This window comes from Brucella cytisi (assembly GCF_038433355.1).
Taxonomy (GTDB): domain Bacteria; phylum Pseudomonadota; class Alphaproteobacteria; order Rhizobiales; family Rhizobiaceae; genus Brucella; species Brucella cytisi.
In genome coordinates, this window is sequence record NZ_JBCAUP010000020.1 from 59,937 (window position 1) to 74,279 (window position 14,343).

Consider the following 14,343-nt stretch of genomic DNA (forward strand, 5'->3'; position numbering starts at 1 on the left):
TGCCAAGGCGCGTTCGACCCCGCATCCTCGATTCTTCTCACTCTGGTTTACAAAAATTAGGACATTTCCGCGCAGATACGTCCGATGCGGGCTTCCACGGCCCTTGCAAGATCGAAATCATGCCCCGGCAACACGTGATCGAAGATCGCAAAATGCCGTTCGATATGAATGTCTTGCTGAAATTCTCCATCCTGCAGAAACAGCAAGGCGAACAGCCTGCCTTCCCTATAAAGAGCAGGTGAAACCAGCAATGCCTCACGTTTTCGAGATTCGATCTCGATATTCTGCGACTTCAGGAAGTCCGTAAGTTCCTGCCTTCCCGGTGCCGCAAGATCAAAACCCGTTGCGCTTTGGTTCAAGAAACGGAATCGCCCGTCCCAGACAATTGGCTTGCCCGGCTTCAGATGGAGCTTTGGCAGATTGCGTTTTTCACGAAGAAACCGATGCGGTGAGCCACTGTCGCCGCGCTCGATGAGGGCGCCGAATACGGTCAGGCGATGAGTGTCATCATCTCCGGACAGAACCCGTTCAATGCGCGACCGCTCGCTATCGCCCGGCAGAAAACGGCGTCCGCCAGCGATGGCCGCAAGCAATCCTGCGAAGAGACGTCTCACATTGTCAGGAAGCACGGCGTAAAGCTGCGGATCGACAAGCAGGGTCCCGGCAGCATCTACACGCAAGCTCGCCGGATCGCCCAGCGCAGCAATCAAGGCGGCATTGTCCCGCTCACGCGCCGCTCCAGCCCCGGCAATCTGATCGAGAACTACCTGTCTGTCAGCCTCGGCAGCAATGCCCAGACGAATTCTTGGCCGTTCATATTCGATGTTGGCATTGCTGGGATCATCCACCCAATTGATCCCCCTGCCCCGCAATTCATCGCGCAGTGTCTGCCGGGAAACGAAAAGCAGAGGACGATCAAGTTCAACCGAGCCTTCGAGCCCAAGACCGTCCAGCAACGAGCGCGACGACATGGCCGCAAGCCCGCGCGCCTCGGCGTGGGCGCTACGCTCCTTGCGCATCAGAAAGGTCTCGATCTGGTCGTCCTGCGTATGGCCGGTGACAATGAAGGCTCCGCCAACATCCCGCGCGGCCTGCACCAGCAACCGATAGCGCGCCGTCCGCGCAGCAGCGGCAAGCCCGCTTGTGGGCTTGGCCTCGTCCCAGACGAGAATGCGGTGTTCAATCCCGTATTGCCGGCAAAGCAGCCCGACATTTTCGGCTTCGGCCTTCGATTCGGCGCGCAGTTGATGGTCCACCGTCACAGCAATCAGCCGGGGTGGGTTCTGGAGCATGGCCATATAATCCCGGAGGAGGAAAAGCAGGCCGAGAGAATCGCTGCCGCCCGAAACGGCGGCTATGACGGCCTTGGCCTGCTCAAATCCGAATGGCTCGAATAATTTGGAAATATTGCTTGGGCTAAGCCCCACGAAATAACTCCGCAATCAGCACTTTGCGCGGCTGCGCTCATCGGCAACGCGCTTCAATATCGCAGGCGCTGCCTTGGGGTAACGGTCTGGAATCTGCGCGAAGGTGGCGCAGGCGACATCGCGATTGTCCATCTTTTCAAGCGTCATGCCGAGCTTGAACATGTTTTCCGGCGCGCGCTTCGAATCGGGATAATCGCGCTGCGTATCAATAAATACCGTCGCCGCTTCTGGATATCGGCCCTGACCGTAAAGCGATTCTCCGAGCCAGAAGCGTGCTTCCGCCGTATTGGGATCAGCCGGATAACGCTTCACATGCTCGCGGAAGCCGGTTTCGGCTGCCTTGTAATCGCCCGACATCAGATACTGATAGGAAGCCTGATAGAGCGAACTGGGATTATCGTCCGTTGGAAGGGATGCGACCGTATCGCCTGCAGCATTTCCTCCCGACGTGGCGCCGGGTGTCGCACCCGGCTGTGCCGTGCGCGGTGTGGCATCAAGCGTTTCGCCGATTACATTGCCATTGGCGTCGAACCGGATGGAACCCAGCGACTGCGGCGGCTCGCCACGTTCCGGTCCACCCTGCGCGGGTGCGTTTGAACCAATAGCCATGGAATCGGCGCCAGAAGACTGGTTGGCCGCAGTCTGCGAAGAAGTGTTGTATCCACCGTTCTGCGGGGCGCTTCCGGAAACCCCGCCATCGAGGTTTCCGTTATTGCCCTGACTGGTCCCTTGGCTGGAACCGGCATCGGCGAGCGACGTGTCGCCGCCAGCCTGCTGCACTTCCGCATCGGCGCGCTTGCCGGTTTCCAGAAACTGGAAGCGGCCTTCGTTTGCTTCCTGCATCTTCTGCATCTGGTCCTGCATTTCGAGGATTTGGAAGTTCATGGCTTCCGCACGCGCACCCAGCGCATCTGCTATCGCAGCGGGGTTGCCCATGCCCTGCGCGCAGAGATCGGCGCCCGGCGATGCTGCCGCAGAAGCCGCTTGAGCTGCACCACTGGAAGCAGGCGAGGTTACGCCGTTCTTCTTTTCCAGTTCTTCAAACCGGAATTCATTGTCTTCCTGCGTCTTTTGCAGCTGATTGTCGGTGAAAGAAATCTGAGCATCCACGTCCTCGACCTTTCCGGTCAGGTTGCGCACCAGTTCCTGCTGCAGGCCGGGGCTTTGATAGCCGCCGCCCTGACCGCCGCTGCTACCATTATCACGCATGGCGTCATCGAGAATTGCCGTCGAACCGATGCTGACATGTTTCTGGGCGCCGCCACGCCCCTTCTCCAAGGCCTGAAAACGCGCTTCGTTGTCGCGCTGAATTTTCAGCATCTTGTCGCGAAGCTGCAAGATGCGCGTATAGGACTGGGCGTTTTGATGTGCCAGATTGCAGACCTGCTGCGAAAACTGATCGCCGCCGGGAGCACCTGCCTGCGCGAGCTGAATCCCCCCTTGCGAAGAAACAGATGCCGCCAGAACCGGAGCACTCACCAAAAGCGGCAGCATGGCAATTGCCAGCGTCACTTTCCTCATTGGTTTCCTCATTCCCTTTTGCCCCTGCTAATTCATCCATCCGATTCACCCATCCAACTCGGGGCGAACACGATGATCGAGTGCCGCGCCTGAACAGACGCTGAACATGATTACCGCACGATCAGCTCCGCTTTTAGAGCATTTCCCGCAAAAGTGCGAAGCGGTTTTGCGTCGGATAATGCGAAAAGCGAAGGCCTTTTGACGTTCACTATGACAAGTGCGACTTCGGCCAAAGTTTGTCGAAACGACCAAACAGGCGGTCAAAAACGAAAAAAGCGGCTCGAAAGCCGCTTTTCCGTAACACTGTCAGGTGCCCGCAGATTAGCTGCCTGCACCGTTGAGAACGGTGACGGCGCGACGGTTCTGCGACCAGCACGAGTCGGCATCGCAAACTGCGACCGGACGTTCGTTACCGTAGGAGATGGTGCGCATACGGTTGGTCGGGACGCCACGCGAAGCGAGGAAGTCTCGGGTAGCAGCTGCACGGCGCTGGCCGAGAGCAAGGTTATATTCACGCGTACCGCGTTCGTCGGCATGGCCTTCGACCGTGATCGAGTACTGCGGATAACGCTGCAGCCACTGGGCCTGCTTGGAAAGCGTCTGCTGTGCATCGGCGCGGATCAGCGAAGAATCGAGATCGAAGAAGATGCGGTCGCCGACATTGACCGTGAAGTCCTGCGAGGAACCCGGCGTTGCAGCGCCTGCACCGAGACCCAGATCACCGGCATTGTTCGGAAGGTTCTTCTTGGACGCACAACCGGCAACGGCGAGCGACATGAAAAGGGCAATAGCGATCGGGCTACGTGCAATCGACTGGATACGGCGCATGGGCCGGAGCTCCTTAAGATTTGATGTTCCTGCGTAACAATCCAATAATCATATTGAGGTTAAGACAGGCTCAAGAAGTATGGTTAATATTTTCTTGCGGCCAGATGCAACCGGCGATTTCCGGCAGCAGTTCTGGTGTTAGCCCTTGGGGGCAAAATACGGCAGAAACACGGCTTCCTGGCAATGATTGTGGCAATTTGAGCATTTCCTGCAAAAGTGCGAAGCAGTTTTGCGTGAGGATAATGCGATAAAACAAGGAGATAGAACGGTTTCCCGTTTCCGGTTGAACCGGAACCGTTCTATCCATGAAAAAGGCGCGAAACCGGAGTTTCGCGCCTTCACTTTCCATAACTATCCGCGAATCCGCTATTCGAGTAGCGGCGACCAGGCCGGATCGGATGCAAAGTTCGGCGTCTGGATCTGGCGCTCGTTGCGACCGGTCAGGTCAATGGTGAAGAGCTTCGGACCGCCTGCACCCGCCGCCTTGCGGAAGAACATCAGCACGCGACCGTTGGGAGCCCAGGTCGGGCCTTCATTGTGGAAGCCCGAGGTCAGCAGGCGTTCGCCCGAACCGTCAGTTTTCATCACACCAATGGAGAACTGGCCCTGCGACTGCTTGGTGAAGGCGATGAGATCACCGCGCGGAGACCAAACCGGCGTGGAATAGCTGCCGTCACCGGCCGAGATACGGCGCGGATTGGAGCCATCAGCACCCATGACATAGAGCTGCGGACGTCCACCACGGTCGGAGGAGAAAACGATCTGCGATCCGTCCGGTGAATAGGACGCGCTCGTATCGATCGCCTGGCTGTTGGTCAGGCGCGTGGTCGAACGATTGCGCAGGTCCATCGTATAGATATTGGCACTGCCGTCGTCCTGAAGCAGGCTCATCACAACCTTCTGGCCATCGGGCGAGAAACGCGGAGCAATGGTCATGCCGGGGAAATTGCCGACGAGTTCACGCTGGCCGGTTTCGAGCTGCAGCAGATACACCTTCGGCGAACCGCCTTCGAACGACATATAGGTGACTTCCTGACGGTTCGGCGAGAAACGCGGCGTCAGCGAAATGGCGCGACCGTCGGAAATGTAACGCACATTGGCGCCGTCCTGATCCATGATGGCAAGACGCTTCACACGCTTCTGTGCCGGGCCGGATTCATCGACGAAAACAACACGCGTATCGAAGTAGCCCTTTTCACCGGTCAGGCGCTCATAGATGGCGTCAGCGATGATATGGGCGACGCGGCGCCAGTTGTCCGGCGTGGTGAAGAACTGCTGGCCGATCATCTGCTGGCCACCAAACGTATCCCACAGGCGGAACTCAGCCTTGAGACGGCCATCCGGCTGTTTGGTGATGCGGCCCGTGACAAGCGCCTGCGCATTGATGACCTTCCAGTCCTCGAAACGCGGAGCCGCGTCCGGATTGGAGATCTTCTCGATGAAGGCGCCCTTGTCGATCGGTGCAAAAAGACCAGACCGCTCAAGATCGGCCGCGATGACCGACGTGATATTCGGTCCGAGCTGATCAGCCGAAAGGAAATCGGTGATGGCGATCGGCAACGGCTCGATCACACCCTTGTTGATGTTGATTTCCACGACGGCGCGCGCCGGCATGGTGCAGACAAGGCTTGCGGCAATCATACACGCGAAAGCCGAAAAGACCGTCCGGATCTTTGTATTGATGATGCCGATTTTCATGTCTTCTGGGACCTCTTTGTCCTTGCAGTAAGTTGGTTGGCGACCGGAAACCCGGTCAGAACATTTCGCTTGGGTCGAAGTTGACGATCACTTCCGACCATGAATCATATTTGTCGACTGGCAGATTGTACGGCGCGCAGCGTGCGACAGCGCGCTTGGCGCTCTCGGCTGCTGCACGACCAACACCATCGCCGCCACCACCCGATGTCACTTCCGGAGAGCCCTGAATGGAGCCATCCTGGTTCAGCTTCATCTTGACGGTCACGACCAGTCCCGGCGCGTCGGCCACACCGGCAGGCACGTTCCAGCATTTGGAAATCGCACCGCGCAACGCATCCATTTCGCTCTGGCTGAGCTTGGAGCCGCCAGTATTCTTCTTGCCGCCCAGCGATGCCTGATCGGTGGAACGCTTGGCTCCGCCGCCTGCCGCTTTCTGCTTGTTCAGCAGGGCAGCAACCTCATCGGCAATCGCATCATTCTTCGATTTCGAAGTCTGAGCGGCGTTCTGCGTCGGCTTCTTATCTTCCGTCGGTTTGCGGTCCGGCGTCTTTGCTGTCTGCGCCTGCGGCGGCTTCGGCTTCGCGTCGGGCGCTGGCACCTTGTCCGGCAGCTTCGGCGTTTCAGCGTCAGGGGTTTCCGCCTGTTTTTCGATGGCTTCCGCGACCGGATCAGGCTTCACTTCCTGCTTTTCTTCCGGCTTGGCCTGAACTTCCGTCGCCGGAACCGGCGTCGGCTTGGTCTCAGGCTTCTGTTCCGGTTTCGGATCAGGCTTCGGTTCCGGCTTTTTTACCGGTTCCGGTTGCGCCTTGGGTTCTTCCGCCGCCTCGATTGGCTTCGCCTTTGCATCAGGCTTTGGCGGTGTCTGGGTGTCGATATCCTGATCGCCAAAATTCTCGGCGTTTGGAACAGTTTGCGGTTTGGTTGTCGGCACAGGAGCCGACTTTTCCTTCATGGGTGCAGTCTTTTCGCCCTGCTGGATTTGCGTCATCGACTCGATCGGTACGATATCAACCGGGAACGATTCCGAATCCTGCACGTCGAAAGCCTTCGGCGAGGAAAACGAAACCACTGCCAGCGCGACCGCAACGGCATGCAAGGCAACAGAAGATGTCAGGCCAGCCTTCATGATGGCGTCAGCTATCCTGCTCCTGGAGGGTCACAAGGCCGATATTCTTGAAACCGGCGGCGGAAATGCGGGCCATGACTTTCATGACGGTACCGTAATCGGCAGCCTTGTCACCACGCACGAAAATGCGCTCTTCATAGCCCGTCTTGGCGATAGCCTGGAGTTTCGGCACCACTTCATCGATCGGAATTTCGGTTTCCTGCAGGAAGATCTTGCCTTCGCTATTGACCGAAACAGTGATCGGCTGCGTATCGGCATTCATCGCCTTGGCCTGCGTATCGGGCAGGTCAATCGGCACGCCAACCGTCAGCAGCGGCGCGGAGACCATAAAGATGATGAGGAGAACGAGCATCACGTCGACGAATGGCGTCACGTTGATTTCGCTCATCAATGCCTTCTTGCGGCCGCGCCTGCGGCGCCCGCCCGACTGCATTCCCTGATTTCCTACCGACATGCCCATTGCAAGATTCCCGAAGGCTGAAACTACACTCGATGCTTGAAGCCGCTTAATTACGCGGCGTCAGCTTCTCATCAATTTGGCGCGACAGTATGGCGGAAAACTCATCCGCAAATCCTTCCAGCCGTCCGCCGATCTTGCCCGCATCCGCCGACAGCTTGTTGTAGGCAATAACGGCAGGAATAGCGGCGAGAAGACCGATTGCCGTTGCCAGAAGTGCTTCGGCGATACCCGGCGCCACAACGGCAAGACTGGTGTTCTTGGAAGCGGCGATTGCCTGGAACGAGGTCATGATACCGACAACCGTACCGAACAGACCGATGAAGGGGGCAGCAGAACCGATGGTCGCCAGAAAGCCCAGACGCGAGTCGAGCTTTTCACTTTCGCGCGCCAGCGCGACATCCATGGCCTTGTCGATACGCATCTGCAGGCCAATGGGCGAGCGAGCGCCCTTCTCGAATGATTTCTTCCACTCACGCATCGCGGCCATGAAGATGGACGCCATGCCGGTGGTACGGCGTTCGCCGAGATTGCGATAGAGTTCCTCCAGCGACTGGCCGGACCAGAACGTCTGCTCGAAGCGATCAATCGCGCGCCGTGCCCGTCCGTAAGCAATCGTCTTGTCCACGATGATAGCCCAAGTCCAGATCGAGGCGAACAGCAGGCCAAGCATAACCAGCTTGACGACCCAGTTCGCCTGCATGAACAGGCCCCAGAGGGTAACATCGGCGGCGGGGGCCGCTAACGCAACATTTTCCATCGATCTACCGTCCTCGAATCCAAACGCCCGGCCACATGACCGGGCGGTATCGCAAATCCGTTACTCAACGTCTGAAAACAGACGCTCCAAACCTGCGCAGCTTTTCAACTTGAAGCCGTACCTGCCCGACGAGCGGCCGACACTTCGCACCGCAACCGCCATTCCGGATTTCAACTTTAAATCCATCACGCGCTTGTTACGGTTAATTTTGGTGAAAGGAAGGCGCTGCGCTTCAAGCCTGCCTCTCCACCGATTCCGTCAGGGTGATTAATGGAATATTATGGTTAAAGATGCGTTAGCATTCGCCCAAATAGGTATATTTGCCGCTAGCGCATCGAATTCCGCACGAACATGCCAGTGAAGACAGTCATTGGAGCGGTCCTGGGACTCAGTTCTTGCGGTTGTTGGTGAAAGCTTCCCGCCATTCGTCGGGAATGCGGCGCGGATGGCCTTCTTTGGTTATCATGACGGCCTCTACCTTCGCCTCCGAAAGCAGACGCTCCCCGCAGGTAATTTTCTGCGCCATGATGACCCGCGCGCCGCGAATTTCGCTGACGCGGGTTTCAATCAAAATAAGATCATCCATCTTCGCGGGCGATTTGTAATCGATCTCCATGCGGCGAACGACCCAGACCATTTCTTCGCCAAGCGCGCCCTCAGCCAATTCGATATGATGAACGTCCTGCAGACGCAGGAAATCCGTGCGTCCGCGTTCGTAGAATTCCAGATAGCGACCGTGATAAACGAAGCCGGAAAAATCCGTATCAGCATAATAGATGCGCGCATAGAGCAGATGCGCGCCGTCTTTCAGTTCGCCCGATACGGCAGCCTGCGCCAATTGTTCCTGTCGTTCCGTCATTCGTCTTCCATGAAGAGGCCGTACTGCGACTGCTGAATGATTTCGGCAGGCGCAGGCAATCCGAGATGCTGCCACGCGACAGCCGTCAAAACGCGGCCGCGTGGCGTGCGCTGCAGGAAACCCTGCTGGATCAAATAGGGTTCGATAATGTCTTCAATTGCGTCACGCGGCTCTGACAGGCCGGCGGCAATGGTTTCGATCCCCACCGGACCGCCGCCGAAATTGCGCGCGATGATATTGAGGTAACGCCGGTCGAGCTGATCCAGCCCGCGGTTGTCCACTTCAAGGCGTGACAGCGCCTCATCAGCGATCTTGCGATCGATGACATCGGCGCCGGCGACCAGCGCGAAATCGCGCACGCGACGCAACAACCGTCCGGCAATACGTGGTGTACCGCGTGAACGGCGGGCGACTTCCAGCGCGCCATCCGGCGAAATACCCATCTGCATGATGCGCGCACCACGCCGCACGATATATTCCAGTTCCTCGACCGTATAGAAATTGAGCCGTGTCGGAATGCCGAAGCGATCCCGTAACGGCGTGGTCAGAAGCCCGAGACGGGTCGTTGCCGCAACCAGCGTAAATTTCGCAAGATCGATCTTCACCGAACGTGCCGCCGGTCCCTCGCCGATAATCAAGTCGAGCTGGAAATCCTCCATGGCTGGATAGAGGATTTCTTCCACAGCCGGGCTGAGACGATGGATTTCATCGATGAACAGAACGTCGCGCTCTTCCAGATTGGTCAGCAGAGCCGCAAGATCACCCGCCTTGGCAATGACCGGGCCGGATGTGGAGCGGAAATTGACGCCCAGTTCCTTGGCCATGATCTGCGCCAGCGTCGTCTTGCCTAGACCCGGAGGGCCAACGAACAGGACGTGGTCAAGCGCCTCGCCACGCACTTTGGCGGCCTCGATAAAGACTTTCAGATTGGCGCGCGCTGCCGCCTGCCCGACAAAATCGTCAAGCGTCTGCGGGCGCAGCGTATTGTCTTCGTCTACGCGTCTGTCAGCATCAATGAGAGGGTTGCGGTCGCTCATCCCATCCTCCTCGCATGAACATATCGCTCAGGCAAGTAAATCACCGCGACAATTCCTTCAGACCCAGGCGGATGAGCTTGGCCGAATCGACATTCTCCCCCGCTTCCTTCAAGGCCGCGGCGACAGCATTGGCGGCCTGATCACGCGAGTAGCCGAGATTGGAAAGCGCCGACACCGCGTCGGCAACCGGCGCCGGAGCAGCGCCCGCGCCAAGTTCCTGCTTGAGCCCGATCGTGCCGCTCGCATCACCGGCGAAGGCAGGTGCCTTGTTCTTGAGTTCGGTCACGATGCGCTCAGCAACCTTCTTGCCGACACCCGGCGCGCGCGACACCATGGCGATGTCGCGCAATGCAATCGCATTGGCGAGTTCCGATGGAGACAAAGTGCCAAGCACAGCCAGAGCCACTTTCGCGCCAACGCCCTGCACATTCTGCAACAGGCGGAACCATTCGCGCTCAAGCTGATTGGCAAAACCATAAAGGCGGATCATGTCCTCGCGAACATAGGTTTCGATAAACAGGATGGCCGCCTCACCCGCACCACCAAGATTGCCGAGCGTGCGCGCCGAACAAAACGCAACATAGCCAACACCATGCACGTCGATGACGGCATGATCCTCGGCAATTTCATCGATCACACCCTTGAGCTTACCGATCATGGCCACCTACGCGATAAGTTGTTGCAACCGGCGCGCACTTGCGATGCTTTGCCGGTGATGCGCATGACAAATGGCAATGGCAAGCGCATCGGCGGCATCGCTCGTATCGAACGATGCGCGCGGCATCAGCACTTTCACCATCATATGGATTTGCTGTTTTTCACCGTGTCCCACGCCGATTACAGCCTTCTTCACGGCATTCGGCGCATACTCGGCAACGGGCAGTCCAGCCTGCGCGGGCGCCAACAAGGCAATGCCGCGCGCCTGACCAAGCTTCAGCGTCGCCGTTGCATCCTTGTTGACGAAGGTGTGTTCAACCGCCGCCTCATGCGGCATATATTCATGCAGGACTTTGGAAAGACCTTCATGCAGTTGGCAGAGGCGCGATGCGAGATCCATCTCGGCATTCGAGGTCACCGTCCCCGAACCGATGAAATGCAGTGAATTGCCCAACGATTCGACAATGCCCCAGCCGGTACGGCGCAGGCCCGGATCGATACCAATGATGCGAATCGTTTCTTTCATAAGCGAACCCTATCCTCAGACGGATTCACTTGACAGCAGAAAAGTGAACAAAAGAGAAACATGCGCTACGAAGGGCGCACATGATCAATCGTTATGAAGCGCCAAAAGCAGTTTTGAGCAATACGATCTGTTCGGAAACCGGATTGCCACGTGGGACGCCCTGCAGCGAGACCACTTCACCGTAAACTTCGCGGTCCATACGGCGCACACGCGCCTGAAGGCGCATGGAACGTTCGACCAACTCCATGAATGCTGCAGGCAGTTCGGACCAGCCTTGTGCGATTTCACCCGCCGATGGCGTATCAAGACGCACCTTGGCTTTCTCGGCTGCAACCTGCTGACGGGTCATTTCACCGTTGCGCGCCGCGCGCTGGAGCAGCAACCATGAAGCAATCTGCATCAGGCGCGTGGTCAGACGCATCGATTCGGCGGCATAGAGCGTCGCAGCCACACGCGAAAGATTGCGGGCGTCCTCACGGCCTTCGCCGTCGAGATAGCTTGCCGCTTCCTCGACCATATCCATGCCTTCTGCATAGATCGGCTTGAACGAATCCGAGAAAACCATGCGCTCTGCGAGGCTGATCATATTGCTCGGCATCTGGCTCTGTTCGCTAATCACTGCTCTGCCACCTTGCATGACCGCCTGTATCGGCGGCCCATTCCGTTGCCGTATTCGTCCAGTGGGATATGCCAGACGGATACGAATGAAACCATTGAACCGCTGTTCGACCATGAGGGAGGCTGAGACGGAACAGCTGTGCTAAACAAGTCCACGATAAACTGCACCTTCATACACCGTCGCGCAAGTTTATGTTTAACATTCGGTTAACATTTTCAGAGGCTTTTGACGAAAGCTTGTAAATAGAACGGATTGGGCAGTTGTTCCGTTCCGCACGCCTGCATGTGGAAATCGATATTCCCCCGATATGCAGCAAAAAGCGCACAAAAAAAGAGCCGCAATGGCGGCTCTCAGGAGTTTAACAGGGAGGCGTCAAACAGAGTGGCTAAACCACTCGGTAAGAATCCAGCCGAACTGGATGTAAACCATTTAACATTCTTAAGATTAATGAATGGTTAATTTCTGCGTAGCGCTGTGGATAATCTCACGCAATCCGGCACTTTTCACTCAAAGAGAAGCCGCCCGAAATGGGCGGCTGATCAGTAGTGGTTAATAGCGCTGCATCGCAGGCTTGGAGCTTGACGCAACCTGCATCTTGACGGGTTCGGCAGCAGGAACAGCGGGCTTTGCCGAAACGGGAGCCCCCTTCTTGCCCCAACCGATGGTTGGCAGCCATTCCAGATAATAGGCCAGTGCGAACTGCATCACGATGCCGGTTGCGATCAGCAAAGTGTCATAAGGCAGGCCGCCCGGGTTCACGAGCTTCATCACCTGCGCAACCATTGCCAGCAGCGTACCGGCAATGAAGACCGGCAGCGAATGCTTGCCGAGAACGGCGAGAGGATTATCCGGCGCCGTCCGGGCAATATTGTTCAGCGTCGGAACGACGGCGATGAGATAGGCAATCGCCAGCACGTGCAGCAGACGCGGACCCGACAGGAAAGTCTTGTCGAAGCCGGTAAGAACCATGGGCAGGCCCATCGACGCGTCGATGCCCCAAAGCGGAATACGCACCCATGCCAGCGCCAGCACCAGATAGCCAACGGCAAGGCCGATCAGCAGCGGATGCTTCGGCAGCTCGCCACCGCGACGTACATGAATCACGCCTGCAATACCGATTGCAAACAGGAACTGCCACGACAGCGGATTGAGGAACCAGACGCCTTCGGTCGGATAATTTACCGGCGCAACGTGATAGAGGCCTGACAGGAACCAGACCGTGCCGGAAACACCGAGCATGAGCGGCAGGCTGATGCGCGCCAGCAGAAGCAGGATCGGAGTCAAAACCAGCATCACGGCATACATCGACAAAATGTTGTTATAGCCGAGCTGGTGACCCATCGTGACGATGCCGAACAGCGCTTCGACCGGGTGCTTGACCAGCGGCGCGATGTTGATCTGCGTAAGCAACTCCGAACGCTTCAGGAAGATAGCGGCAGCGGCGAAAATGGCGATGGTCGCCATGGTCGTCATGATGTGCGTCGTATAGAGCACACCAGCGCGGCGCCACATTTTCAGCGACAGAAGCAGGCGATTGCCGGGAGCGAATTTAGATCCATAGGCAAGCGCCACGGCCATGCCGGAAATCAGCACGAAAGCTTCAGCCGAATCGGAGAAGCCCAGATTCTTGTGCGTGAAATGCTCGTAGATCGTGCCGGGTACATGGTTGATGAAGATCGTTAGCAGCGCGAGCGCACGAAACACGTCGATGCGCGTGTCGCGCATTTTCGTCGGTTGTGCGGGCATCGCTTCTCTAGCGGTCGCAATATTCATTTACCAGCCTGCCTATCTTTGAAGGAAAGTGCCTGCACTTGAGATTGCGAGCCTTTCCACTTTTCTTCGTGTCATTCCGGATGGGTGCCGGAACAGTTTCACACGTTCTGCCGGAGCGTTCAGCGCCCGGTCTTGGTGTGGCTTATATACGCGTTAATCCCGGCAGAACCGGGTTGGTTCCGATCAACTTTCGTTCCAGTGGATAACATTATGCCAGCCCGGACTGGCGCGGGCCCGAGGAGGTTTCGCCAATGAATACTTGCCGAAGCCCGGTTGCGTCGCATAAATGCGACAAAACAAATAGATAGAGCCCCGCTTCCGTTTCCGGTAAACAGAACGCCTCTATTGCCCGAATTCCATCACGTTTTTCCCGTTAGGCTTGGCTCATGAACACGCCCGCTCACCAGACTGAAACCGAACGCTGCCGCATCGTGCTGGTTGCGCCTCCACTTGCCGACGGCGCGGCCCTCGCAAAGCTTTTGACGGCTGCGCTCTCGGGCGGCGACGTTGCAAGCGTCATTCTCGACACCGGCGATCTCGACGAAGCCACTTTTCAGGCCGCAGCTGAAAAGGTCATCCCCGTCATTCAGGAAAAAGGTGCCGCCGCGCTTATCCTGAACGATACGCGCATCGCGGGTCGCGTCGGTGCAGATGGCGTTCATATCGAAGGCAAGGCTGCCGATCTGGCAGATGCGATCGAAAAACATACGCCGAAGATGATCGTCGGCACCGGCAATCTGCGCGACCGCCATGGCGCAATGGAAATCGGCGAGTTGCAGCCCGATTATGTTTTCTTCGGCAAGATCGGTGCGGATAACAAGCCGGATGCCCATCCGCGCAACCTGTCGCTGGCCGAATGGTGGTCGCAGATGGTGGAAATTCCCAGCATCGCGCAAGCCGGAAGCACGCTGGAAAGCATCATCCCCGCAGCCGAAACCGGCGCGGATTTCGTTGCGCTCGGTCGAGCGGTCTTCGACGCCGAAGACCCTGCAAAAGCTGTCGCGGAAGCCAACCGGCTTCTCGATGAGAACGCGCCACGCTTTGAAAACTGATCC

General features: G+C 57.5%; 15 protein-coding genes. 1 reads left to right on the top strand and 14 read right to left on the bottom strand.

Annotated features, from left to right (window positions below):
• Positions 1–56: 56 nt before the first annotated feature.
• From tilS to AAE521_RS18520, 14 genes are all read right to left on the bottom strand, one after another.
• Positions 57–1,427, bottom strand: coding sequence for a tRNA lysidine(34) synthetase TilS (gene tilS, locus AAE521_RS18455; RefSeq protein ID WP_342062109.1), 1,371 nt, complete (start codon positions 1,425–1,427; stop codon positions 57–59).
• A gap of 15 nt (positions 1,428–1,442) precedes the next feature.
• On the bottom strand, positions 1,443–2,960 hold the full coding sequence (gene ybgF, locus AAE521_RS18460) for a tol-pal system protein YbgF (RefSeq protein WP_071633512.1): 1,518 nt from the start codon (positions 2,958–2,960) through the stop codon (positions 1,443–1,445).
• 309 nt (positions 2,961–3,269) lie between these two features.
• On the bottom strand, positions 3,270–3,776 hold the full coding sequence (gene pal / locus AAE521_RS18465; RefSeq protein WP_010661371.1) for a peptidoglycan-associated lipoprotein Pal: 507 nt from the start codon (positions 3,774–3,776) through the stop codon (positions 3,270–3,272).
• 70 nt (positions 3,777–3,846) lie between these two features.
• Positions 3,847–4,125: a hypothetical protein gene (locus AAE521_RS18470; protein ID WP_071633513.1), complete on the bottom strand. Its 279-nt coding sequence runs from the start codon at positions 4,123–4,125 to the stop codon at positions 3,847–3,849.
• A 17-nt stretch (positions 4,126–4,142) separates the two neighbouring features.
• On the bottom strand, positions 4,143–5,474 hold the full coding sequence (gene tolB / locus AAE521_RS18475) for a Tol-Pal system beta propeller repeat protein TolB (RefSeq protein ID WP_010661373.1): 1,332 nt from the start codon (positions 5,472–5,474) through the stop codon (positions 4,143–4,145).
• A 55-nt stretch (positions 5,475–5,529) separates the two neighbouring features.
• On the bottom strand, positions 5,530–6,600 hold the full coding sequence (locus AAE521_RS18480) for a hypothetical protein (RefSeq protein WP_010661374.1): 1,071 nt from the start codon (positions 6,598–6,600) through the stop codon (positions 5,530–5,532).
• Between the two features lie 7 nt (positions 6,601–6,607).
• On the bottom strand, positions 6,608–7,060 hold the full coding sequence (tolR, locus tag AAE521_RS18485) for a protein TolR (protein ID WP_010661375.1): 453 nt from the start codon (positions 7,058–7,060) through the stop codon (positions 6,608–6,610).
• A gap of 46 nt (positions 7,061–7,106) precedes the next feature.
• Positions 7,107–7,817, bottom strand: a complete 711-nt coding sequence (tolQ, locus tag AAE521_RS18490; RefSeq protein WP_010661376.1) for a protein TolQ — start codon at positions 7,815–7,817, stop codon at positions 7,107–7,109.
• Between the two features lie 388 nt (positions 7,818–8,205).
• On the bottom strand, positions 8,206–8,676 hold the full coding sequence (locus AAE521_RS18495) for a YbgC/FadM family acyl-CoA thioesterase (RefSeq protein WP_012091336.1): 471 nt from the start codon (positions 8,674–8,676) through the stop codon (positions 8,206–8,208).
• Positions 8,673–9,713 carry a Holliday junction branch migration DNA helicase RuvB gene (ruvB, locus tag AAE521_RS18500; protein WP_012091335.1) on the bottom strand — a complete coding sequence of 347 codons (1,041 nt, stop codon included), beginning with the start codon at positions 9,711–9,713 and terminating at the stop codon, positions 8,673–8,675. Before ruvB ends, AAE521_RS18495 begins: the two co-directional genes overlap by 4 nt.
• A gap of 40 nt (positions 9,714–9,753) precedes the next feature.
• Positions 9,754–10,371, bottom strand: coding sequence for a Holliday junction branch migration protein RuvA (ruvA, locus tag AAE521_RS18505; RefSeq protein WP_071633515.1), 618 nt, complete (start codon positions 10,369–10,371; stop codon positions 9,754–9,756).
• Between the two features lie 6 nt (positions 10,372–10,377).
• Positions 10,378–10,896, bottom strand: a complete 519-nt coding sequence (ruvC, locus tag AAE521_RS18510) for a crossover junction endodeoxyribonuclease RuvC (RefSeq protein ID WP_010661380.1) — start codon at positions 10,894–10,896, stop codon at positions 10,378–10,380.
• Between the two features lie 91 nt (positions 10,897–10,987).
• Entirely contained in the window at positions 10,988–11,494 is a 507-nt protein-coding gene (rcdA, locus tag AAE521_RS18515; protein ID WP_071633537.1) for a protease adaptor protein RcdA, read from the bottom strand.
• A gap of 570 nt (positions 11,495–12,064) precedes the next feature.
• On the bottom strand, positions 12,065–13,288 hold the full coding sequence (locus tag AAE521_RS18520) for an OpgC family protein (protein WP_012091332.1): 1,224 nt from the start codon (positions 13,286–13,288) through the stop codon (positions 12,065–12,067).
• A 386-nt stretch (positions 13,289–13,674) separates the two neighbouring features.
• On the opposite strand from AAE521_RS18520, the gene AAE521_RS18525 reads away from it, so the two are divergent.
• Complete coding sequence (locus AAE521_RS18525) at positions 13,675–14,340, top strand: thiamine phosphate synthase (protein ID WP_029929540.1); 666 nt, start codon at positions 13,675–13,677, stop codon at positions 14,338–14,340.
• The last annotated feature ends 3 nt before the right edge of the window (positions 14,341–14,343 follow it).

Bases quoted from the DNA above. Each gene is read 5' to 3' on its own strand.
- ruvA (WP_071633515.1), bottom strand. From the start codon at position 10,371: ATGATCGGTAAGCTCAAGGGTGTGATCGATGAAATTGCCGAGGATCAT.
- tolR (WP_010661375.1), bottom strand. From the start codon at position 7,060: ATGGGCATGTCGGTAGGAAATCAGGGAATGCAGTCGGGCGGGCGCCGC.
- ruvB (WP_012091335.1), bottom strand. From the start codon at position 9,713: ATGAGCGACCGCAACCCTCTCATTGATGCTGACAGACGCGTAGACGAA.
- AAE521_RS18470 (WP_071633513.1), bottom strand. From the start codon at position 4,125: ATGGAAAGTGAAGGCGCGAAACTCCGGTTTCGCGCCTTTTTCATGGAT.
- rcdA (WP_071633537.1), bottom strand. From the start codon at position 11,494: ATGCCGAGCAATATGATCAGCCTCGCAGAGCGCATGGTTTTCTCGGAT.
- pal (WP_010661371.1), bottom strand. From the start codon at position 3,776: ATGCGCCGTATCCAGTCGATTGCACGTAGCCCGATCGCTATTGCCCTT.
- ruvC (WP_010661380.1), bottom strand. From the start codon at position 10,896: ATGAAAGAAACGATTCGCATCATTGGTATCGATCCGGGCCTGCGCCGT.
- ybgF (WP_071633512.1), bottom strand. From the start codon at position 2,960: ATGAGGAAACCAATGAGGAAAGTGACGCTGGCAATTGCCATGCTGCCG.
- tolQ (WP_010661376.1), bottom strand. From the start codon at position 7,817: ATGGAAAATGTTGCGTTAGCGGCCCCCGCCGCCGATGTTACCCTCTGG.
- tolB (WP_010661373.1), bottom strand. From the start codon at position 5,474: ATGAAAATCGGCATCATCAATACAAAGATCCGGACGGTCTTTTCGGCT.
- AAE521_RS18480 (WP_010661374.1), bottom strand. From the start codon at position 6,600: ATGAAGGCTGGCCTGACATCTTCTGTTGCCTTGCATGCCGTTGCGGTC.
- AAE521_RS18495 (WP_012091336.1), bottom strand. From the start codon at position 8,676: ATGACGGAACGACAGGAACAATTGGCGCAGGCTGCCGTATCGGGCGAA.
- AAE521_RS18525 (WP_029929540.1), top strand. From the start codon at position 13,675: ATGAACACGCCCGCTCACCAGACTGAAACCGAACGCTGCCGCATCGTG.
- AAE521_RS18520 (WP_012091332.1), bottom strand. From the start codon at position 13,288: ATGAATATTGCGACCGCTAGAGAAGCGATGCCCGCACAACCGACGAAA.